The organism is Nocardia bovistercoris (assembly GCF_015674855.1).
Classification (GTDB): domain Bacteria; phylum Actinomycetota; class Actinomycetes; order Mycobacteriales; family Mycobacteriaceae; genus Nocardia; species Nocardia bovistercoris.
In genome coordinates, this window is sequence record NZ_JADMLG010000010.1 from 98,535 (window position 1) to 119,745 (window position 21,211).

Sequence of the window (21,211 nt, forward strand, 5' to 3'; positions counted from 1 at the left end):
CTGCAAGGCTTCGACGAAATCCGACACGCGTCCTCGACGGGCGTTGTGAGCTGGGGGTTCACCTTCGCGACCGCTACGGAGTGCATATACAGTAAACTACTACTGTAGCGATAGTTGATGCATCTACCATCTGGGGTTCGGTCGGTGCGATCCACACCGACCCGCGACCTCAGCGCATCACGCCCGTGTGACCGGTGGAGTACCGGCCGGGCTGGGGCCAGACCGTGAGCCCGTGCGGTCCGCTGCCGCCGACCGGAATGCGGGCCAACAGGTTCCAGTTGACGATATCGATCGCGTACACCTCGCCGTGGTAGCGCCCCGAAACCCAGAACACCCGGCCGTCGGCGGAGATATTGCCCATATCGGGGCTGCCGCCGCCGGGAATCTGCCACTTGTGCACGATCCGCTGCTCCGCGAAGTCCCACACCGAGATGCTGCCCTCGTCGCGATTGGTGACCAGCATCTGCTTGGAATCGCGGGTGATGTAGAGCCCGTGCGTGCCCTTGCCGGTCGGAATGTGGCCGGTGTATTCGAAACTCGCCGCGTCGACGGTGTAGATGCCGTCGGCCATCATGTCGGCGATGAAGAACGTGTGCCCGTCGGGGGAGAGCTTCACATCCTGCGGCATGCCGGAGCGGCCGCCCGGCAGGTCGATCAGCTTGAGCACGGTGCGTTGCGCGACATCGAAAACCAGCATCCTGCCCATGAATTCGCAACTGGCCAAGGCGAATCGGCCGTCGGCGGTGAAATCCATGTGGTCGACGCCCGCGCAGTCCGGGACCGGCATCGAATGCAGTTTCTCCCAGGATCTCGGATCGTAGAAGTCGAGCGACTTGTCCGCCTCCGCCACCACGAGGGCGAACCGGCCGTCCGGCGTGTAGTACATGTTGTAGGGGTCGCGCACCGGGAATGGCGCGCCCGGCGCGCCGGTGCGCGGGTCGATCGGCAGCAGGCTGCCGCCGCCGATCGGCAGATCGTTGGTGACGTAGAGCGTCTGCATGTCGTAGGACGGCACGACGTGCTGCGGTTCGAGCCCGCCCGCCGAGAAGGTGTCGACCACCGCGAAGGTGGCCTGATCGATCACCGTCACCGAATTCGACCGGCTGTTGGGCACATAGACCAACGGCCGGTGGTCGGCCACCGCCGGACTCAGCGTGCGGTTCGCGGCGTACACGTCGGTCGGCGACAGGGGCGGCGGCATTCCCGGCAACAGCGTCGCCACATGTGGCGGTACGGGTTCGGCCGCCATCACGGTCGGCGGCGCCGCCGTCGTCGTGAGCGGCGGTGCGTCGGCGGTGTCGGCGGCTCCGCAACCGGTGATCGTCAGCGGTCCCGCGGCGAGGGCGATGGCCGCGAGTAGTGCACCCAGCCGTGGCTTCCGGTGCGGATCGGTCTCGTCCTTCGGCGCGGGCGTCACAGGCACGCGGATAGACTATGCGGCAACGGACTCCGCTGCACCCACTGTTCGCAACGCCACCGCAAACGTTATGTGAAGTCCATGTCGGTGCGGTCAGTGGTCGAGCCAGACTCCCGCGGGCGCGCAGACGAGGCCCACATCCTTGAGCGTCGAGATACCGGCGGGCGCGGCGACGACCTCGAGCGCGGCATTGACCGCGGGCATGGCGGTCATCGTGTCCCACTCGTGGTTGCCCCAGGTGTCGGGCGGGACGAAACGAATGCGGGTCCGCACTTCGGGTTCGCCCTCGATCACGACGTGGTAGTGGTCGTCGTCGAACTGCCAGTCCTCGTTGAGCTGCTTGGTGAGATACCAGGCGACATTGGACTGCACGACGGTCTTGCCCGCCACCTTGCCGTTCCAGCCCGCGCGGATGGCGGCGATGGTGTCCTTCTCGATGCGCAGCCAACCGAGGTCGACCTCGGTCGACGCGGTGGCGTGCTCGATGAAGAATTCGATGTCGTCGAGCCGGTATCCCAGGGCGGCGGCCATGCGCTCGTTGGAGTCGCGGAAGGTGCTCAGCCAGAGTTTCGACATCTCGATCTTCTCGGGCGTCGCTTCGGGGTAGGAGAATCCGAGCGCCTGCCAGGTCTCGGCGGACTCGTAGACCGACACGTCGGCGGATTCGTGGATCGACACGGTCTCGACGTGCCTGCACACCGCGGTCATCGCCGTGACCATGGAGTTGATCCAACCCGGATTGATGCCGGTGATGAACAGCGAACTGTCGCCGCGCGCGCAGGCCGCGGCCAGTTTCTCCCTGGTCTCGCCCTGGATGCCGCCGAGGTTGAGAAACAGGTTGGTGCTGATCACGTCGAGGCCGCTGTCGAGCAAGCGCACCGCGTGGTCGAGATCGGCCATGAACGGCGTGTAGAGCACGACGTCGGCGTCCAGCGCGAGCAGCGCGTCGATATCGGTGGTGGCGAGTATTCCGGTGTCCGGTCGGCCGCACAGCGCTCCGGCGTCGACGCCCGCCTTGTCGGCGGAATAGGCGTAGACGCCCGCCAGTTCGAGGCGCGGGTCGTCGAGTATGCCGCGCAGGCTGAGCTTGCCGACCTTCCCCGTGGTCCATTGGATGACTCGCAGTGTGGTCACAGGCTTCCTCCGACGCGGGATTCGGCCGAGCCACGTGCGTGTCGAGCGGCCGTCTTCGGGTGGCGCCGACGAGTATCCGGTTCGCGGGCGACTGCCGTCAGAATATGATTCTCGTCAACGACGAGGATGATAGTCGAGATCGGGAATCATATTCTCGTTTCGGCTCGACGCTTCGCCGCCTCAACGCGCGGGGCTGATCTGTCGTCCGTTTCCGGGTCTGGTGTTGATCAAGGTGCGGTCGCCGCCGTAGTGCGCGAGGACACGGCGGTCCATCACCGCCCGCCACAGTGGTGGCACGGCCGCGAGCAGGATCATGGTGGCGTAACCCGCCGGGAGTTGCGGCGCCTGCTCGCTGCTGCGCAAGGTCTGGTAGCGGCGTCCCGGGTTGGCGTGGTGGTCGCTGTGGCGTTGCAGATGGAACAGGAAGACATTGGTGACCAGATGATCGCTGTTCCAGCTGTCCCGCGGCGAGCAGCGCGCGAAACCGCCGTCGGGTCGGCGGGAACGCAGCAGGCCGTAGTGCTCGATATAGTTGACGGACTCGAGCAGTGTTATTCCGATCAATGCCTGTAGGGCCAGGAAAGGCAGCACGATCCAGCCGAAGAGGACGACCATCGCGCCGAACAACGCGAGGGTTATCGCCCATGCCTGCAGAATATGGTTGTTCGGGCTGAACCAGGATTTTCCTCTTCGGGAGAGGCGTTCTCCCTCGAGTCGCACGGCCGATCGCACACCGCCGATGGCGCTGCGCGGAATGAATTGCCACAGCGATTCGCCGAACCTCGCGCTGGCCGGGTCGGCCGGGGTGGCGACGCGGGCGTGGTGGCCGCGATTGTGTTCGACGAAGAAATGCCCGTAGGCGGATTGCGCCAACGCGATTTTCGCCAGTCGCCGTTCGAGGTGTTCGGCGCGGTGGCCGAGTTCGTGCGCGGCGTTGATGCCGACCCCGGACACCACGCCGAGCGTGGTGGCGAGCCCGATCTTGTCGACGAGGTCGAGCCCGGGATCGGCCCACAGGTATCCGGCGATGAAGAGGCCGGTGATCTGCAGCGGCAAGGCCAGGTAGGTGCACCACCGGTAGTAGCGGTCCTCGGTCAGCGCCGCGTAGTCCTCCTCGCGCGGACGGCTGCCGTCCTCGCCGATCGCGACGTCGAGCAGCGGGATCACCAGGAATATGATGATCGGGCCGATCCACCAGAACAGCTGGAGACCGGTGTGCTGCACGAGAATCGAGGGTAGAAGTGCGCATCCGGGGGCGATCAGTCCCAGAATCCAGAGATAGCGTTTCGGATCGCGCGCTGCCGAGTTGTCGAAGACCATGCCAGCCATCCATCGCATTCGAGCCTCCCCCGCGGATATTTCGGATTCAGCTCCTTAGACGGGTATATCTCGCCGCTTCGGTCCACTGTCTCGCACCGCCTTGCTCGGGTGCGGGTGTATTCCGAATATCGTGAGAAATATGGAGTGGAAGCGGTGACGTATGGAAACGATGTCATTCCGGCCGCCACTGTGACAAGTGACGCAACCCCTGCTGAGAAAAACCGTACCTGTGGGTCGAAATGCTGTCAACGGAAAGTGGCGGCGGTGGGCCGTCGAAGTATCCGGTGGTCCAACCAGTTCTCCGGTGTGTGGAAGGCGCGGTGGGGCGGGATCGCCGGTTGTTTCCCCGGTTCGGGAGGTCGCGGGTCGACCGGAGTTCGCCACTCGGCTGGAGTGGCCCTCGGTGGTGACGCTCGTGTCCGGTCGCGTGGCCGCGGACTGCCGTGCGGTATCGACCAAGGCGTTGACGAGCCTGATGTAACTAGTTACATTTGTGGGGGGAGTGTACGGATCAGGCTGAATTCTATTGCTGATCAGGAGAATTGGCTGACTTTTCGGATCGTCCATGTCGAGGGGTGTGGACGACATCCGGCCGTACGCCGCTTCGATGGCGCCTGTGGTCGCGCGAGTATCGCCGCGTCGGTGGCGGGTGCGCCGTCGATGTCCCGCCCTGTCGGTCGAAGCTGTTCTCGGACAAGGAATCTCATGGTCTCACAAGTTGTCGTCATCGGTGCGGGTGTCTACGGCGCCGCGGTGGCCGCCGAGCTGTCGAGGCGCGGCGCCGGAGTCACGATCGTGGACTCCGGCGCACCCGCCTCGGGCACCTCGCGCGCGACGTTCTCCTGGATCAACTCCTGCGGCAAGCAGCCGCGCGCGTACCACGATCTCAATGTGGCGGGCATGGCCGCGCACCGGCGATTGGCCGCGCGGATCACCGGAGCCGACTGGTACCACGGCGGCGGAAATCTGGAATGGGCGGACGGCGAAGTCGAACGGGCGGCGCTGCGCCGAAAAGTGGAGGCGGTGCGCGAGACCGGGTACGAAGCCCAGTGGCTCACCCGCGCGCACGTACTGCGGCTGGAGCCCGAAATACGTTCGGCCGCACTGCCCGACGGGGATATCGCGTACTTCCCGGCCGAAGGGTGGCTCGAACCCGTCCGGCTGATCGGGCACCTGCTTTCGGTGGCGGGCGCCCACCGCGTATGGCACGACGCCGTAACAGGTTTCGACATGTCGGACGGCCTGGTGCGCGCCGTGCGCCTGGCCTCGGGTCGGCTGCTGCGCGCCGACGCCGTGGTGAACTGTGCCGGGCCGAGGGCGGCCGACATCGCCGGATTCGCGGGACTCGAACTGCCCATGCGCAATACGCCCGGCGTCCTCGTCTACACCACGCCCGTACCGGTTTCCGTGTCGCGGGTGATCCACGCCCCGCGCGTGCACCTACGTCCCGACGGCGGCGGCCGCCTGTTGCTGCACACCCACGATCTCGATCACGCGGCGCGGCTCGCGGGCGAAGGTGAGTTCACCGTGGACGGGCACGCGGCGGAGGAACTGATCGCCGCCGCGGCCGCGCTGTACCCCGGTATCGCCGCGGCGAGTGTCGAGAGCGTGCGCGTCGGCGTGCGGCCCATCCCCGGTGACGGCCTGCCGGTGCTCGGACGGGCGCGCGCGGTGCCGAACTTCCACTTCGCGGTCTCGCACAGCGGTGCGACCCTCGCGCTGGTCGCGGGCGCGCTGGTCGCGGCCGAGGCGCTCGGCGTCGACCGCGACGAAGAACTGGCCGACTTCCGTTTCGAGCGGTTCTGAGTGACGTCATGCGAACGACAGTGTTACGTGGCGGCGATCTCGTCGACGGCACGGGAGCGCCGCCGCGACCGATGGTCGACATCGTGATCGAAGGCGACACCGTCCGCTCGATCCTGCCGAGCGCACCGCGACCGGCATACGGCACCGTGGACGAGATTCTCGACGCCCGAGGACTTCTCGTGATTCCGGGTCTGATCAACAACCACACCCATGGCACCGCGTACGGACCGCTGTTCCCCAGCGCGCACGAAGGACTCCCATCCGAGCGGGTGCGCGCGAACCTCGACCGGCACCTGCTCGAAGGCACGACCACCGTGCTGTGCGTCGACGGCTTCGTCACCGCCGAGGCCGCCGCGCGCACCGCCGACGACCATCCGATGCGCGTGCGGCTCGCCTCCTGCAACACGCCCGCGTGCCTGCGAGCGGCGTCGATCGCGGACGGCGCCGGTCTCACCGAGGAGATTCGCGCCTTCACCGCGCACCGGGCGCTCGCCGCGGGCGCCGTCGCGCTGGGGGAGATCGGCGCGGGCCACACCCTCGGCGGCGGCGGAGCGAGCTACCTGTACATCCCGGCGGAAGTGTCGCGCCGCACCGGAAAGACGATCACGCCCCGCCAAGCCGACGCAATCAAGATCGCGGTGCTCGGCCGCCACATCTCGAGCTCCTCGTTCGACCGGGACGCGGTCGAGGAAGCCCTCGTCGGCGCGGGGCTCGCCGAGCATCTGTCCGTCACGCAGGCGCGTGCTCTCGTCTCGGAAATAGTGTTGCCCGCCTTCGATATCGCGCTCGACGGCTTGACCGAGGCCGCCGACTACGCGCGCCGCGCCGACGTGCCGGTACTCGTGCACAACGCGGCCGCGTCGATGTCGCAGGTCGCCGCCATCGCCGCAACCGATGTTCGGCTCATCGCGGGCCATTCCAACCACGCGAGCTTCGACCCGCGCGAAGCGCTGCGCCACGCCGAACGCCTCAAGGAACTCGGCGCGACCGTGGACGTGTCGACCTTCGACACCTTCGGCGCGCGGCGGCTCACCACCGGACCCGAACTGCTCTACGCGATGCTGCGCGACGGCCTCATCGACACGATCTCCACCGATTACGCGGGCGGGCATCACGATCCGATCCTGCTCGCCGTCGAACGCGCCACCGAAGCCGGTGTCGTGCGGCTGCCCGAGGCGATCGCGATGGCCACGGCCAATGTCGCGGACGCCGTCCCCGGACTCGCACCGCGCCGCGGTCGCGTCACACCCGGTGCGGTGGCCGATATCGTGGTCACGGACCCGGCGCGGCTCTCGCAGGTCGACACGGTGCTCATCGGCGGTGCGATCGTGGTCAGCGGGGGTCGGCGGGTGACGGCTGTGGAAAGGGCGGAAGTCGTTGAAGCGTACGACGATCGGTGATGTGGCGGCCGCCGCGGGCGTCTCGGTGGCCACGGTGTCGCGGGTGCTCAACGGCGGCAATGTCAAAGAGGCAACGGCTGGGCGCGTGTGGGAGGCGGCCAACCGGCTCGAGTACACGCCGAACGCGCTCACCAAGAGCATCTTCGCGGGCCGCTCCACCACCATCGGCGTCGTGGTGCGGGACCTCGCCTCCCCGTTCTACCTCGACATGATGCGCGGCATCGACGAGATCGCCGCCGCCGACAACGCTCTGGTCATGTTCGCCAACGCTTTTCGCCGCGTCGACCGCGAGATCGCCCAGGTGCGGATGATGGACGAGCAGCGCGTGCGCGGGCTGGTCGTCACCACCGGCGCCGCCACCGACGACCGGACCCGCCGCATGGCCGAACGCGGTACTCCCTGCGTCGTCATGGCGCGATCGATCCCCGCCCCGCCGCCCCGCCTGCACACCGTCGCCCTCGACGATCTCGCCGCGGGCCGCCTGATGGCCGCGCACGCGGTGTCGTGCGGGCGGCGGTCGGTCGCGGTGCTCGCATCGGGCGCCCGTCCGTCCCAGCTCGCACGCATCGAAGGACTGCGCGGGGGGCTCGCCGAGGCCGGTGCGGCGCTACCCGAGCACGCCGTGGCCTCGGCCGCCGTTCCCGCCGACGTCGACGGCGCGGTCGCGACATTGCTCGAGCGTGTCCACGCCGTCGACCTGCTCGTGTGCCTGACCGGCCGCCTCACCGTCGCCGCCCACACGGCGCTCACGGTTCGCGACATCGACATACCCGCGGACATCGGACTCCTGGCGATGGACGACTTCCCGTGGGCGCCAACCCTCGGCATTACCGTGATCGCGCAGCCGCCCTACGAAATGGGAAGGCGGGCAGCAGAACTCATCATCGAGAACCCTGATCGGTCGGTGCGCACGATCTTCGAACCGGAACTCGTCGCGCGCGCCTCCTGCGGTGAGCGCTCGACCGGTGATGCCGCGCTGTAGGTGGGGTCGTGAGTGGGGGGCGTGTCGTGATCCGAGGTGGTTTCGCCCGCGGCAGGCATCGGCCCGGTGCCGCGGCGGCGGTGTCGAGCTGTTGTCGACGGCGTCGAGCACCCGTGAAATTCGGTGGCTCGGTGCGCCCCGACCCTTCTACAGTGCGCTCATGGCCAATGAGGTGCACGGCACTCATCATCCGCGTTTCGCTCCGGTCGTCCGCGCGCTCGAGGAGTCGCTGCGCACCGTCGACGTGGGCGCCGCCGTCGCGGTGTTCATCGACGGTGAACCCGTGGTCGACATCTGGGGCGGGCACACCGACGCCGACCGGACCATCCCGTGGCGGTCCGACACCATCGTCAACGTGTTCTCCACGACCAAGACGATGGTCGCCGTGTGCGCGCTGATCCTCGCCGACCGGGGCGATCTCGATCTGAACGCCCCGGTCGCCACCTACTGGCCCGAGTTCGCCGCCGCGGGCAAAGACGGTGTGCTGGTACGACATCTGCTCGGCCACGCCGCGGGCCTACCCGCCTGGGACACCCCCGTCACCGCCGCCGACCTCTATTCCTGGCCCACGGTCACCACCCGCTTGGCCGAACAGACCCCGAGCTGGGAGCCGGGCACCGCGGGCGGATACCACGCCCTCACCTACGGCTACCTCGTCGGCGAGGTGATCGCCCGAGTCACCGGCCGCAGCGTCGGCGAGTTCTTCGCCGAGGAGGTCGCCGCACCCCTCGGCGCCGACTTCCACATCGGCCTGCCCGCAGAACACGACCACCGCGTCGCCACCCTCGTCCCCGACCCGAAAGGCGACCGCCCCGAAGGATTCCCGGTCGGCGTCTCCGACGCCAACACCCTCGCCTGGCGCCGCGCCCAGATCCCCGCCGTCAACGGTCACGGCAACGCCCGAGCGGTGGCGACCATCCAATCCCTGCTGGTCTGCGGCGGATCCGTGGGCGGGGTCCGCCTGCTGTCCCCCGAAGGCTGCGCCCGAGTATTCGACGAACAGTCCCGCGGCGAAGACCGCATCCTCGGCCGCCCGATCCGCTGGGGACTCGGCTACAGCCTCGAAGGAAACACCTTCACCTGGGGTGGTTGGGGCGGCTCCCTGGCCTTCAACGACCTCGACCACCGAATGTCGTTCTCCTACGTCATGAACCAGATGCTCTGGGAAGACGGCTACGCCCGCTCCATCGCCCTCCTGATGTCCGCCTACGAATCCCTCACCTAGCCCTCAGCCGTCTGCCCACTCCGGACGCAACCCGAAATCGACCGGGAGCCGTGCGACCACCGACGGTGGCCGATCGCGCTGTTCGCGCTCACGACATGCATCGGCCTCGGCGAACATTCGTCGGGGCGGCGTCCGTCTCGGCGTCAGCACGGTCCGGAGGCCGCGTGACGGATCCGCCGGGCGAGGTCGGCTGCGTCGACGGGCTTCGCGGTGTCGACGGGAACAACCGGTGCGAGCCCGAGCGGCGCCGCCCGTTCGGCCCATGCGTCCCAATCCTCGGCCAACCGTTGCTCGTCGCGGTGCAGCGGGGACCGGCGTCGGTCGCGGTAGCGGTCCCGGGCGATCGCCACCGGAACGTCGCACCAGACCTCCGCGACACGGTCGGCTCCGCCGCGCGCGATTCCGGCCCTGGCGAATTCCAGGTCGCGCGGCGCGAACCACCACGAATCGATGAGCACGTCGCCGGTCGACGCGCCCGCCATCGCCCAGACGGTGTCCATCGCGATGCCGCCGAGCCAGGGCAGGGCGTCGGCGTCGTCGAGGCAGTCCGCCAGCGCTTCCTTGACCGCGTCCTTCGACAGCAACCGAGCACCCAACGCCGGTGCGAGCGAGCGGCCGAGTGTGGTTTTGCCCGCCCCGGGCAGGCCGTTGATCAGGACCAGCAGTTTGCTCATCGGATCGCTACCGTTGCCGCACAGGGGCATCGAGGAACCAGCGGTGACCGAAGGGGTCCACGAATACCGCGACTCGGCCCGCGGGTGGGCTGTCCTCGGGGCCGCGCGTCATCTCGATGCCGTTGGCGAGCACGCGCGCCGCGGCCGCGTCGCAGTCCTCGACGGTGAGGTGCAGCGAGACCGCGGCGCCGCGGGCGAGGTCGGGAGCCTCGACGCCGATCTCGGGATGCTCGTCGCTCATCATCCAGCGGGCGCCCGCCACCCGGAGCTCGCAGTGCCCGACGCGGCCGTCGGGCATCACGATCGGGTCGTGGGCGATTTCGGCGCCGAGCGCCGAGATGTACCAGTCGATCGCGGCGTGGGCGTCGGCCACGGCCAGGTACGGGGTGATCTCACTCATCGGTATCTCCCTGCGGGGTGGAGGAAATGGGGGTTTGGAACGACCAGAGGTGCCCCTCCAGGTCGCGTGCGGAGTACTCGCGGAACCCGTAGGGCTGGTCGACGGGCGGGTAGTCGACCGAGGCGCCGGTCGCGGCGACCCGCTCGTGGTGGGCGTCGACGTCGTCGACCGCGACCGCGAGGGACGCCGTCAAGGCGCCGCCGGTGGCCAGCGGCGAAAGCAATCGGTGCTCGGGGGCTTCCCGGTGCAGCCAGATGACGCCGTCGCCGACGTGCACCTCGCCGTGCACCACACGACCGGACTCGTCGTAGGTGAGGCCGCCCGGCGCGAATCCGAAGACCTCGACCAGCCACGTGTGCGCGCCCACGAGGTCGCGGTAGACGAGCAGGGTGATCCGGCGGGTCGGCACCTGCTCCGCACCGGCGAGTCCGGCGAGCAGGTCGAGCAGCGCGGAGTCCGCCGGGGCATTGCCGGACAGCAGGCGGTCCTCGACGGCGCGCACGCGTTCGCGCTGGCGGGCTAGCACGGCCAGCCTGGCGTCGAGTTCGGCGAGGTGGCGCCGGGTGAGCGACGCGAGGTCCCCGGCCGCCGGGTCGACCTCGGCGAGCGGTGTGCCGAGGTCGCGCAGCAGCCGCACCCGGTAGAGCCGGTCCAGTGCCGCACTGTCGTACCGGCGGCGGCTGCCGCTGTCTCGGCCCGGCGTGACCAGCCCGAGTTCTTCGTAGTAGCGCAGTGTGCGCTCGGTGAGGCCGGTGCGGCGCGCGACCTCGCCGATCGTGAGCTCGTTGTCTGTCACATCGGTGACGCTAGAACCTCACGTCACGTCAGGTGCAAGTTCCGCCGCACGGACCGGCGATCGACCTGCCTCGGACTCGGGGCGTCGGGCGGCGGACGCGCGCAGCGCGGTCCTGGTCCGCATCAGCGCGAATCCGAGCAGGTTCGTTCCCGGCCACCGTCGCGGGTCCTGCGCCACGGGATCGTCGGCCGCCGCCCCGATGCCCCAGATCCGGTCCACCGGACTCGCCTCGACCACCACGCGGTCGCCGGTGCGCAGCAGATAGTCGCCCAATTCGGGATGCTGCCCGAACTTCGCGGTATTTCCCGCGACCACGATATCGAAACGATGTGCGCACCAGAGCGATTCATCGTAGTCGCGGACTTCGCGACCGATCTCCTTCGCCCGCTTCGGGTGTCGAGCCGCCAATACCCGCCCTGCGGCGTCCTCGTCGCCGAACAGCATGGCCTTGCGCCACATCATGTAGTGCTCGGCGGTGGCGAAGGTGTTTCCGTCCGCCGTGAATTCGACAGGCCACCACTGGCTGAGGCATCCCTGCCCGACGCTGCCGTCGCGCTGCGGTCGATGCCCCCAGAAGTACAGGTACTTCACCGACGCTCCCGCGTCGAGAAGCGCCACCAATTCCTCGACCGAACTCGCATCCATGCCGACAGTCTGCCGTATCCGGCCGCGCCGCCGCTGCCGGATTTCGTCCGAGCCACTTGTCGCGGATGCCGCTTCCGTTGATCCGTCAAGTGTGCGTAGCATTCGCCCCGCAGGCGACTCTTTCGGTGAATCACGTTGGCTTACAATGACTGTAGTCGGAGATGATGGTTCCCGTCCGGCACTGCGGGGAAGCCCGTAGGATACCGACCGGACTCCCGGCCATCCCCGCCGAGGAGTGCACGATACGCGCCGTCGTGATCCACGTCGGGCGATTCCCGGTGCGACGGAAAGATGCCACGCGCCGGGCTGATTCGGAATTCGAACATGGGAGTTGTTGCTGTACAGGTATTCACACACTCGGGCCGTCCAGTTCCACGGACCGGGACGTTCTACCGATCCCGTGCGGGCGCGAGGCGATGGATCGGATCGCCTACGCACGACCTCGGGTCGCGGGGGATCGATACGTTCGCGGGGGGATGGCGGTCACGTGGAGGTTTCTCGGTGACGGAATCGGTTTTCGCACGCGGCGGCGGAGCGCCGACGGGCGCGGACAACTCGCGGGTGTCGTTGTATTCGGAGCGGTTCGCCGCCGCACCCCACGACGCCTACCGCAGTATGCGCGAGGTGTACGGCTCGCTCGTGCCGGTGTGGCTGGCGCCGGGAGTACCGGCGACGCTGGTCGTCGGATGGCGCGCCGCGGTGCGAATCCTCAACGACCCGGCGCATTTTCCGGCCGATCCGGCCCGGTGGGAGTCCACGGCGCGGACCGACAGCCCCGTGTTCGAGGTGTTGCGCGGACGGCGCAACGCGTTGCGGTGTGCGGGCGCCGAACACGCGCGCTACCGGGCGACGATCAAGTCGGCCCTCGACGAAACCGATCGGTTCAAGGTGGAGTCGACCGTCGACCGCATCGCCGAGGACCTGGTGAACGGTTTCTGTGCGGACGGCAGCGCGGACCTGCGCGCCCAGTTCGCCTTTCCACTGACCGTTCGGGTGATGTGCGAGCTACTCGGACTCACCCCCGACCGCGCGCATCAGGTGTGGGCGGAGATGGCCGCCATGATGGACGGCGTTCCCGAGGCGGGAGCGCGGTTCGGTGCGGCGCTGTACGAGGTGGTCACCAGCAAACGCGCCGCACCGAGCGCGGACATGATGTCGCGGCTGATCACGCACGAGCAGAAACTCGACGACATCGAGGTGGTCGAGCAGACCGCGCTGCTGCTTGGACCTGGCACCGAGCCGACCTGCAACCTGATCATCAACGCGGTGCTGCTGTCCATGACCGACGACCGGTTCGCCGGTGGGTTGCACGGTGGTTCCCTGGCGACCAGGGACGCGATCGACGAGGTCTTGTTCGCCGACACCCCGCTGCCGAATTTCTGTATCACGTATCCGCGCCAGCCCCAGTTGATCGATGAGGTGTGGCTGCCCGCCGATCAGCCGGTGGTGATCAGCATGGCCGCGTGCAACACCGACCCGACGATGGCTCCAGCGCGCGGTCCGGACGAAGTCGGCCGGTGGGGCAACAGGTCCCACCTGTCCTGGGGTGCGGGTCCGCACGCGTGCCCGGCGCAGGACATCGCGGGGATCATCGTGCACCGCGCCATCGATCAGCTGTTCGACGCGTTGCCCGATCTCCGTCTCGCGGACGGGGAATCGCCCCGGTGGCGGCCGGGACCGTTCCACCGGGCCGTGGAATCGTTGCCGGTCGTCTTCCCACCCGGCCCGCCGACGCATCCGGTTTCGCGGCAACCGATCCCAGAGGAGGTCCACCCATGACCACGCGTACCGACAACGATCCGCTCGTGTTGACCGGCGTCGACTGGCCGGGGGAGTTGGCTCGCTTGCGCGCTCGAGGCCCGATCGCGCGCGTCGAACTACCGGGTGCGGTGCCCGCGTGGGCGGTCACCGATACCGTGCTGCTGAAGAAGCTGCTCACCGATCCCCGGGTTTCCAAGGACGCGCAACAGCATTGGCCCGCACTGGTCGACGGTGAGATCACCCCGGAGTGGGTGATGTATCCGTGGGTGGCGGTGCGCAGCATGCTCACCACCTACGGCGCCGATCACAAACGCCTGCGCTCGATCGTGACCCCGGTCTTCACCAACCGCCGCCTCAAGACGCTGACCCCGCGCATCGAAGCGATCACCGCCGACCTGCTCGACCGGATCGCCGCCGCTCCCGCGGGTGAGATCACCGACCTGCGAGCGAGTTTCGCGAACGAGGTGCCGATCCGGGTGATCTGCGAACTGATGGGTGTGCCGCCGGGGCCCGCCGCCGAGCTGTGCGCCTGCACGACCGCGATCCTCGACACCTCGCTCACTCCCGAACAGGCGGGCGCCAATTTCGCCGCGCTGTACCGGGTGCTCGGCGAACTCATCGCCCACAAACGCGCGAATCCGGGCGACGACGTCACCAGCGCGCTGCTCGCCGCGCACGAGAACGACGCGGAGCGACTGAGCGAACGCGAACTCGGCGACACCTTGACGCTGATCATCACGGCGGGCTACGAGACCACGACCCACCTGCTCGACCAGTCGATCCTCGCGGTGCTCACGAACGCGGAGCTGCGCGCCGACCTGCTCGCCGAGCGGGTGGCGTGGACCACGCTGGTCGAGGAGATCCTGCGTGTCCAGCCCCCGATCGTGCACATGCCGTTCCGTTTCGCGGTCACCGATATCGACCTCGGCGCCGGTGTCAGGATCGCGGCGGGTGAGGTCATCCTCGCGTCACTCGCGGGTGCGGGACGTGATCCGCGCGTGCACGCCGACCCGGACATCGTCGACCCGAGTCGCCCGAGCAACGACCACCTGGCGTTCGGGTACGGTCCGCACCACTGCCTCGGCGCGCCGCTGGCGAGGCTGGAGGCGGCGATCGCCCTGCCCGCGTTGTTCGCGCGGTTCCCCGAGGTCGAACTCGCGGCCGATCCCGCGGGCCTCGAACAGATTCCGAGCATCGTCGTCAACGGCCACCACAGCATCCCGGTTCGCCTGAACGCGCGATCCTCCTAGACCGCGCGTTCCGACCGTGGCCGCTCGCCTCAGCAGGTTGGCGGCCACGGGTTCGGCGAGCGCACCGAACCCTGCGAGCCGGTGGCGATCGGCGCGAGCGTGCCGACCGCGGCGTTCTCGACGCCGACGAGTCCGCGCGCCGCCTTGGCGGTCGGCGAGATCTCGGTCGCCGCGGCGAGTTCGGCGCCCGTCAGCGGGCGCTCGGCGGCGTCGAAGAGTTCGGAGACCCCGGCGATGCCGTAGTCGGCCAACGCTTTGTCGAGTGAGTAGATGCCGACGGTGCCGGTCGTGAGCGCGGCCGCCAGGCGGGTGTCGCGCACCAGTTCGCCCAGATCGTGTTCGTACGGGCCTTCACCGGCCTCGCCGAGGCTGAAGGTGGCCGAATCGCCGTACCAGCGTTTCATTTCGGCGATGTAGGCGGAGTGGATCGACGGGCCGGGATCGCTGCCGATCATCGACGCGTAGACCGAGCGCATCGCCATGAATCCGAGCTCGCGGAAGACTCCGGGGCGCGGCACCGGCATATCGAGGGCATCGGAAAGGCCGAGGTCACCGTCGGCGATATCGTCGAACAGGTACGAGTAGGCCGCCGCCTTGGTCGGATACCCGTGTTCCTCGAGCCAGGCCACGACCCGCTCGTATCCGTGCATCGCCTCGCACTGCTGTTCGGGACCGATATTTCGCGCCAGCATCTGCACCGCGGGCAGGGGATCGCGGAATGCCTTGTTGAAGACCGCGGTATCGGTCAGCGGCGCCTCGAGATCGAGCACCACCTCCTCGGGCCGGAACTCGACCGCGTGCGTCCAGGCGTCGAAATCGCGGATCATCCGCTCGTGCTGGGCGACATTGTCCTCGGTGGCCCAGTAGCCGTCGGAGTAGGGGATGGTGAGCCAGGCGACGACGCCGACGTGATGGTCGGCGGCGGTCCGCAGGAAGGGCAGCAGTTCGTCGAATCGAGGCATGCCAGCGGGGACCGGTCCGAAGTCGCGTTGCCAGCGCATGTTGACCGCGATCGCGGCGCCGCGGTTCTGGAGCAGGCGCCAGACTTCGGGCGTGTAGGCGCTGAAGTCACGCGGGACGGTCCAGTAGGTGTTCGGATCGGGGACTTGGCCGCTGGTGAATCCGTGCAGCGTCGACACCTCCTCCCCGGCGGCGAATACCAGGCGCGAATGAGCGGGCGCCGCATCGGCTTCGGTGATCGAGGTCGGAGCGGTATGCAGCAAGAACAGCGCCGCGGCGGCGGCCGCGAATCTCGGTGCGATGCCTCGTGTGAGCATTCGGTCGGTGTTTCCTTTCACTCGTTCGGTGCGAGCGTCGTAGGGGTGTGAATATCGTTGGTGTGCTGATTTTTTCGCGCTGCGGCCGGGCGTGGGTCGGCGGTCCGCGTCTCGAATCGGTAGTCGTCTAGATCGAAGCGCGCGCTGCGGATCGCCGCGCCGAAGGACGTGGACGGGCGGAACGGCACGTCGCCGTGTCGGTCGAAGTAATAGCTGTTGGCGTTGGAACAGCTTGCCTGCCAGAAGATCTGGGTGTGGCGACGAGCCAGCATCTCGTCGAAGAAGCGCCGGTTCGCCTCGGTGCGGATCTCGACGAGGGTCGCGCCCTCGCGTCGCGCGCGGTCCAGACAGCGGGTGATATGGCGCATCTGGGTCTCGATCAGTCCGAAGAAGGACTGGCCGTTGAACGCGTACGGTCCGAGAATCGAGAACATGTTCGGGAATCCGGGCACGCTCACGCCTTCGTAGGCCTGGTGGCGGTTGGTCTGCCAGAAGTCCGCGAGCGCGACGCCGTCGCGGCCGAACACCGGATACGGCGGCACGCCGTCGTCGAATCTCGCGAAGCCGGTTGCCAATACGAGAACGTCGACGGCGTGCTCGGTGCCGTCGGTGTGGCGGACGCCGTCGCGGGTCACCGCCGCGATCGGGGTGGTCTCGAGCGTCACGTTGTCGCGGTTGAAGGTGGACAGGTAGCTGTTGTGAAAACTGGGGCGTTTGCAGCCGAGGCCGTACTCCGGAGTGAGTTTCGCGCGCACCTCGGGGTCGTCGACCTGGCGGCGCAGGTGGGTGAGTCCCTGTCGCCGACCCGCCGCGCCGAGCAGGGGGAAGCGTGCGCCGAATTGCGCGGGCAGCGGGAAGGTGAGTTCGACGAACGCCTGACTCAGCCAGCGGGGCAGGAACTTTCCGCCGGGCAGGCGCAGCAGTGCGGCCAGCCAGCCGGGGATGCGCGCGTCGGGCTTGGGTAGGCACCAGATCGGCGTGCGCTGGAAGACGACCAGCTGATCGACCCGCGTCGCGATCTCCGGGATCACCTGCACCGCTGACGCGCCGGTGCCGATGATCCCGACCCGCTTGCCGCGCAGGTCGACGCCGTGATCCCAGCGCGCGGTGTGCATCCTCGGCCCGGCGAAGTCGGCGAGCCCCGCGATGTCGGGGTCGCGCGGTTGGGCGAACACCCCGGTCGCGCCGATCACGAAGCGCGCCGTGACGGGACTCGCGCCCGCGATCTCGATCCGCCAGAGGTGCCGTTCGCTGTCGAATACGCAGGCCGTCACCTCGGAATTCAGCCGGAGCCGCGGTCGCACACCGTATTTGTCGACCAGGTCGTCGGCGTAGACCTTCAACTCGCGGCCCGGCGCGTACACGCGCGACCAGTCCGCGCGCTGGTCGAAGGAGAACTGATAGCTGAACGACGGGATGTCAACGCCCACACCGGGATAGGTGTTCCAGTGCCACGCGCCGCCGACGCCGTCGCCCGCCTCGATGACGACGTAGTCGCCGAATCCGGCGGCATCGAGCGCGATGGCCGCGCCGATCCCGGAGAAGCCGCCGCCGATGATCGCCACCTCGTGATCGGGACGATTGTTCGATGAATCCACTGCATCCACGCGCTCACCCTAACTCGACTCTGGTACTTTTCGTACTTGATCAGTACCATACGTCCCATGGAGTTGTTGTGAACGCTATCCAGCGCCGCGTCGTGGCGGGACTCGAGGACATCGTCGGGCGCCACGACGACCCGGCCGTCTACGGCGGGCCGCCCGGTGATCCCGGGCTCTGCGGTCCCGGCAGCGTCTCGTGGAAGGTCAACAGCGATCTCACCTCGATCATGCACGCGGGCACCAGCGCGATCGTCCTCGAACTGCTGCACCCCTCGGTCATGGCCGGTGTCCAACAACTGTCCAGCTACCAGAAGGATCCCTTCCGGCGCGCCCGGACCACCCTCGGCTACGTCCTGACCACCACCTTCGGCAACACCGAAGCCGCCACCGGCCTCATCGACCGGGTCGCGCGCATCCACGGGAAGATCAACGGCGAACGCCCCGACGGCGTGCCGTTCCGCGCCCTCGACCCGAGCCTGCTCACCTGGGTGCACATCAGCATCCCCTGGATGATCCTGCGCAGCTACGAGCGCAACAACGCGCCCCTCACCGCCGCCGAGCAGGACCGGTACCTGGCCGAGCAGGCCGTCATCGGCCGCATGAGCGGCGCGACCGGCGTCCCGGAGTCCATGGCCGAACTGCGTGACTACGTCGAGGCCATGCGCCCACACCTCGCCGTGACCGAGCAGACGCTCGAGTTCTTCGAATTCCTGATGACCGCACCGCTGCTCCCGATCCGCGCACCAGGGTCGCTGGGCCGGCTGCTGCACCTCTACTACGCGCACGCCAGCATGAGTCTCGCCCCGGACTGGGCGCGGCGCATGAGCGGCTTCCACCACCCGCCGCTGCTGCACAAGCTCCTGTTCGCGCCGTACCTGACCATCGACCCGTATGTCACCCGCCGGTTGCTGGGCGAACCCGCCTACTACACCCTCGCCAAGGCGCGCACGACCGGTGTGGCGTCGAAGGCCGCCGAGTCATTGGCGATAATCCACCAATGAACTCCTCGCCCGTAGCGCTGTCGGAGCTGCTCAGCCGCGCGACCTCCGACACCTCGGCGGCCCCGGACGCCACCGCCGAGCGCATCATCGACGCCGCGGTCGCCGAATCCGCCGCCGTCGGCCTGGACCGCCTGCGCATGGAAGACGTGGTGCGTCGCAGCGGCCTGGGCCGCACCACCGTCTACCGACGCTTCCCCACCCGCGACGAACTCGTGCGCGCCCTCGCCACCCGCGAGACCCGACGTTTCCTCAGCGCCGTCTCCGCCGGGATCGACAGCGTCGAAGCCCCCAGCGAGCGCGTCGTCGAAGCTTTCGTCGCGGCCGTCTCCTTCGCGCGCAAACACCCCATGATGCGCCGCATGGCCGAAACCGCCCCAGGCAGCGTCGTCGACCTCGCCCACGCCCCCGACGCCGAACTCTTCGCCGCCGGAACGGCATTCATCACCCGGCAACTACACGGCGCGAACCCGGGCGAGCCGTCCCGCGAAGCGCGCTGGGTGGCAGACGTTTTCGCCCGCCTCTTCCTGACCTACCTGGCCCTACCCCCCGTAGACCCAGACGTCCGCGACGACACCGAACTCCGGGCGTTCGCCCAGGCGGTCCTGATCCCGATGGCCGAACGCGTCACCCCGTCCTGACCCGGCTCGTTCAGGACGGGAAGTACACGACCTGATTCGAGACGATCGCGTCCGGGTCCGCGATGTTGTTGGCGGCGACGACCACGTCGACGCGGGTCTGGAGATCATCGACATCGCCGTACTCGTGACGGCACATGGCGGCGAGGGTGTCGCCGCGGGCGTGGCTGCGGCGGTTGAGTTTCGGGACGACGAGTATGTCGCCGGGCGCGGGAACGTGCTGGAACGGGAGGTGGTTCGCCAATTCGATCATGCGCGCGAGATGTTCGTCGCCGTACCAGTCGAAGGCGAGTCCGGGCAGGGTCTCGCCCGCGACCACCGTGTGGTGACCGACATCGGCGAGATCCGGGATGAGCAACCACGCGCCTTTCGCGATCGGCTTCTGGGCGACGCCGTTGACGATTTCCCAGATCAACTGCGCGTCCGGGTCGCCGCCGTAATAACGCTCGGTGACCGCCAGCCGCGCGGCCGTGGAATTCTCGCCTGCGAACCGGTGCCGGAATGTGACATACGGGATGAGCAGTTCGTCGCCCGCGTGGATGACATCGGGATCCAACAGATGATTCTGTATCGCGATCACCGAGAACAACATGCTGGTGCCGTATTCACGCAGCGCGATCGCCGACAGCGTGTCACCGGGCTGGATCTTGTATTTCTTCATTTCCTCGGTCTCCTTCCGTGGTCGCGAGCACCGTCGGACATGAGCCGAGCGGACACCGCGGTCACCCGCGTAGTCCATGGTGACCACCGCGCGCACAGGGATCGCGAGTACGCGACTACCTGTCTCGTGGGGACGAGAATGGCTTGCGTTCGGCGTGCACGGATGTGGCGCGCGAAGCGATCACGGCCGTGTAGCCGACGGCGGGCCTCGCCGTATCAGGCGGGGACTCGGCCGCCGTTGACGCCGAATACCTGGCCGGTGATGTAGCCCGCGTCCTCGCCGATCAGGAAGGCGCAGGCGGCGGCGACGTCTTCGGGTTGTCCGACTCGGCGAACCGGGGTGGCGGTTTCCAGTGCGGCGACGCCGGGGCCGAGGAATCCGTTGCGTTCGCTGCGGCGCAGCATCGGGGTGTCGACGAAGCCGGGTGGGATGGTGTTGACGGTGATTCCGAGGGGGCCGAGTTCCAGTGCCAGTGACTTGGTGAGTCCGAAGACGCCCGCTTTGGCCGCGGCGTAGTGCGCCATCAGCGGCGCTCCGGTCTGGCCGCTGGAGGAGGCGATATTGACGATGCGGCCCCAGCCGGCCTCGATCATGTGCGGCGTCACGGACTGACAGCAGTCGAAGGTGCCGGTCAGGTTGACGGCGAGGATGCGTTGCCAGCTCTGCGCGGTGATGTCGAGGAACGGTGCGAAGCCGTCGAGGCCCGCACTGTTCACCAGGATGGTCGGCACGCCGATGGTCTGGCGCACCGTGTGCACCGCCGCGTCGATGGCCGGGCGGTCGGTGACGTCGACGCGCATGCCGGTCGCGCGCCCGCCTGCCGCCGTGATCGCTTCGGCGGTGGACCGGGCGGCGGTTTCGTCGAGGTCGAAGATCGCCACCGTGACCCCGTCGCCCGCGATACGGCGCGCGATGGCCGAGCCGATTCCCGAGCCGCCCCCGGTCACGATCGCCGTGCGCGGGGCGGTGTCTGTCGTGGTCACGGGATTTCCCTCCGCACCGCGGGCGTTGCCCTCGCGGACGACCCCGACTACCAGGTGATATGCCAGATTCGACTTCATGCCTACCGTGGCTCTCGGGGCGGTGTCAAGGTGGCCATGGCGACGCCTACCCGGCACGGTCGGCGCCCGGTCCGGAAATCGGCCGCCGTCTCGGCGACGACATCGCGACCGCGCCGACCGACCGGGAGACGCGCAGGCGGCGCGAGCGGGACACGGCCGCACCCG

The 21,211-nt window shown here is 68.4% G+C and carries 18 protein-coding genes and 1 pseudogene; 8 read left to right on the forward strand and 11 right to left on the reverse strand.

Features of this window, described 5'->3' with window-relative positions; translation table 11 throughout:
- Window positions 1-169: 169 nt before the first annotated feature.
- The 3 genes from IT779_RS23455 to IT779_RS23465 all read right to left on the reverse strand — a co-directional run bounded on the left by IT779_RS23455 (window position 170) and on the right by IT779_RS23465 (window position 3,880).
- Window positions 170-1,423, reverse strand: a complete 1,254-nt coding sequence (locus tag IT779_RS23455; protein ID WP_332838937.1) for a YVTN family beta-propeller repeat protein — start codon at window positions 1,421-1,423, stop codon at window positions 170-172.
- Between the two features lie 87 nt (window positions 1,424-1,510).
- The gene (locus tag IT779_RS23460) at window positions 1,511-2,551 is read right to left on the reverse strand and encodes an NAD(P)H-dependent amine dehydrogenase family protein (RefSeq protein ID WP_196151554.1); all 1,041 of its coding nucleotides are present in this window, start codon (window positions 2,549-2,551) and stop codon (window positions 1,511-1,513) included.
- Between the two features lie 180 nt (window positions 2,552-2,731).
- Window positions 2,732-3,880 carry an alkane 1-monooxygenase gene (locus tag IT779_RS23465; RefSeq protein ID WP_196151718.1) on the reverse strand — a complete coding sequence of 383 codons (1,149 nt, stop codon included), beginning with the start codon at window positions 3,878-3,880 and terminating at the stop codon, window positions 2,732-2,734.
- A 696-nt stretch (window positions 3,881-4,576) separates the two neighbouring features.
- Here IT779_RS23465 and IT779_RS23470 point away from each other — a divergent pair.
- The 4 genes from IT779_RS23470 to IT779_RS23485 all read left to right on the forward strand — a co-directional run bounded on the left by IT779_RS23470 (window position 4,577) and on the right by IT779_RS23485 (window position 9,284).
- A complete protein-coding gene (locus tag IT779_RS23470; RefSeq protein ID WP_196151555.1) occupies window positions 4,577-5,677 on the forward strand; it encodes an NAD(P)/FAD-dependent oxidoreductase in 1,101 nt (366 codons plus the stop codon).
- Window positions 5,678-5,685: 8 nt separating this feature from the next.
- On the forward strand, window positions 5,686-7,077 hold the full coding sequence (locus IT779_RS23475; protein WP_196151556.1) for an amidohydrolase family protein: 1,392 nt from the start codon (window positions 5,686-5,688) through the stop codon (window positions 7,075-7,077).
- Window positions 7,055-8,059: a LacI family DNA-binding transcriptional regulator gene (locus tag IT779_RS23480; protein WP_196151557.1), complete on the forward strand. Its 1,005-nt coding sequence runs from the start codon at window positions 7,055-7,057 to the stop codon at window positions 8,057-8,059. Before IT779_RS23475 ends, IT779_RS23480 begins: the two co-directional genes overlap by 23 nt.
- A 160-nt stretch (window positions 8,060-8,219) precedes the next feature.
- Entirely contained in the window at window positions 8,220-9,284 is a 1,065-nt protein-coding gene (locus tag IT779_RS23485; RefSeq protein ID WP_196151558.1) for a serine hydrolase domain-containing protein, read from the forward strand.
- Between the two features lie 143 nt (window positions 9,285-9,427).
- On the opposite strand, the gene IT779_RS23490 is transcribed toward IT779_RS23485, so the two are convergent.
- The 4 genes from IT779_RS23490 to IT779_RS23505 are packed head-to-tail and all read right to left on the reverse strand — an operon-like array spanning window position 9,428 to window position 11,799.
- Window positions 9,428-9,958 (reverse strand): AAA family ATPase, encoded by a 531-nt coding sequence (locus tag IT779_RS23490; RefSeq protein ID WP_196151559.1) that lies wholly within the window; start codon window positions 9,956-9,958, stop codon window positions 9,428-9,430.
- A 7-nt stretch (window positions 9,959-9,965) separates the two neighbouring features.
- Complete coding sequence (locus IT779_RS23495) at window positions 9,966-10,358, reverse strand: VOC family protein (RefSeq protein ID WP_196151560.1); 393 nt, start codon at window positions 10,356-10,358, stop codon at window positions 9,966-9,968.
- Window positions 10,351-11,154, reverse strand: a complete 804-nt coding sequence (locus IT779_RS38850; RefSeq protein ID WP_196151561.1) for a MerR family transcriptional regulator — start codon at window positions 11,152-11,154, stop codon at window positions 10,351-10,353. The genes IT779_RS23495 and IT779_RS38850 overlap by 8 nt, the downstream gene beginning before the upstream one ends.
- A gap of 18 nt (window positions 11,155-11,172) precedes the next feature.
- Window positions 11,173-11,799 carry an NADAR family protein gene (locus tag IT779_RS23505; protein ID WP_196151562.1) on the reverse strand — a complete coding sequence of 209 codons (627 nt, stop codon included), beginning with the start codon at window positions 11,797-11,799 and terminating at the stop codon, window positions 11,173-11,175.
- 501 nt (window positions 11,800-12,300) lie between these two features.
- Here IT779_RS23505 and IT779_RS23510 point away from each other — a divergent pair.
- Entirely contained in the window at window positions 12,301-13,578 is a 1,278-nt protein-coding gene (locus IT779_RS23510; protein ID WP_196151563.1) for a cytochrome P450, read from the forward strand.
- The gene (locus tag IT779_RS23515; RefSeq protein ID WP_196151564.1) at window positions 13,575-14,810 is read left to right on the forward strand and encodes a cytochrome P450 family protein; all 1,236 of its coding nucleotides are present in this window, start codon (window positions 13,575-13,577) and stop codon (window positions 14,808-14,810) included. Before IT779_RS23510 ends, IT779_RS23515 begins: the two co-directional genes overlap by 4 nt.
- A gap of 29 nt (window positions 14,811-14,839) precedes the next feature.
- Here IT779_RS23515 and IT779_RS23520 read toward each other — a convergent pair whose 3' ends face one another.
- Both IT779_RS23520 and IT779_RS23525 read right to left on the reverse strand, forming a co-directional pair.
- The gene (locus IT779_RS23520) at window positions 14,840-16,087 is read right to left on the reverse strand and encodes a hypothetical protein (protein WP_196151565.1); all 1,248 of its coding nucleotides are present in this window, start codon (window positions 16,085-16,087) and stop codon (window positions 14,840-14,842) included.
- A gap of 107 nt (window positions 16,088-16,194) precedes the next feature.
- Window positions 16,195-17,694: pseudogene (locus IT779_RS23525) on the reverse strand (flavin-containing monooxygenase); the annotation flags it as partial.
- Window positions 17,695-17,762: 68 nt separating this feature from the next.
- Here IT779_RS23525 and IT779_RS23530 point away from each other — a divergent pair.
- Together IT779_RS23530 and IT779_RS23535 are read left to right on the forward strand one after the other, a co-directional pair.
- Entirely contained in the window at window positions 17,763-18,689 is a 927-nt protein-coding gene (locus IT779_RS23530) for an oxygenase MpaB family protein (RefSeq protein ID WP_332838938.1), read from the forward strand.
- A complete protein-coding gene (locus IT779_RS23535) occupies window positions 18,686-19,327 on the forward strand; it encodes a TetR/AcrR family transcriptional regulator (RefSeq protein ID WP_196151567.1) in 642 nt (213 codons plus the stop codon). The genes IT779_RS23530 and IT779_RS23535 overlap by 4 nt, the downstream gene beginning before the upstream one ends.
- Window positions 19,328-19,337: 10 nt before the next feature.
- Here IT779_RS23535 and IT779_RS23540 read toward each other — a convergent pair whose 3' ends face one another.
- Together IT779_RS23540 and IT779_RS23545 are read right to left on the reverse strand one after the other, a co-directional pair.
- The gene (locus IT779_RS23540) at window positions 19,338-19,985 is read right to left on the reverse strand and encodes a LysM peptidoglycan-binding domain-containing protein (RefSeq protein WP_196151568.1); all 648 of its coding nucleotides are present in this window, start codon (window positions 19,983-19,985) and stop codon (window positions 19,338-19,340) included.
- A gap of 215 nt (window positions 19,986-20,200) precedes the next feature.
- Window positions 20,201-20,968, reverse strand: coding sequence for an SDR family oxidoreductase (locus IT779_RS23545; protein WP_332838939.1), 768 nt, complete (start codon window positions 20,966-20,968; stop codon window positions 20,201-20,203).
- Window positions 20,969-21,211 lie beyond the last annotated feature (243 nt).

Excerpts from the sequence above, each read along its gene's own strand:
- IT779_RS23505 (WP_196151562.1), bottom strand. The coding sequence starts at position 11,799 with ATGGATGCGAGTTCGGTCGAGGAATTGGTGGCGCTTCTCGACGCGGGA.
- IT779_RS23485 (WP_196151558.1), top strand. The coding sequence starts at position 8,220 with ATGGCCAATGAGGTGCACGGCACTCATCATCCGCGTTTCGCTCCGGTC.
- IT779_RS23495 (WP_196151560.1), bottom strand. The coding sequence starts at position 10,358 with ATGAGTGAGATCACCCCGTACCTGGCCGTGGCCGACGCCCACGCCGCG.
- IT779_RS23520 (WP_196151565.1), bottom strand. The coding sequence starts at position 16,087 with ATGCTCACACGAGGCATCGCACCGAGATTCGCGGCCGCCGCCGCGGCG.
- IT779_RS23465 (WP_196151718.1), bottom strand. The coding sequence starts at position 3,880 with ATGGCTGGCATGGTCTTCGACAACTCGGCAGCGCGCGATCCGAAACGC.
- IT779_RS23470 (WP_196151555.1), top strand. The coding sequence starts at position 4,577 with ATGGTCTCACAAGTTGTCGTCATCGGTGCGGGTGTCTACGGCGCCGCG.
- IT779_RS23515 (WP_196151564.1), top strand. The coding sequence starts at position 13,575 with ATGACCACGCGTACCGACAACGATCCGCTCGTGTTGACCGGCGTCGAC.
- IT779_RS23540 (WP_196151568.1), bottom strand. The coding sequence starts at position 19,985 with ATGAAGAAATACAAGATCCAGCCCGGTGACACGCTGTCGGCGATCGCG.
- IT779_RS23475 (WP_196151556.1), top strand. The coding sequence starts at position 5,686 with ATGCGAACGACAGTGTTACGTGGCGGCGATCTCGTCGACGGCACGGGA.
- IT779_RS23490 (WP_196151559.1), bottom strand. The coding sequence starts at position 9,958 with ATGAGCAAACTGCTGGTCCTGATCAACGGCCTGCCCGGGGCGGGCAAA.
- IT779_RS23535 (WP_196151567.1), top strand. The coding sequence starts at position 18,686 with ATGAACTCCTCGCCCGTAGCGCTGTCGGAGCTGCTCAGCCGCGCGACC.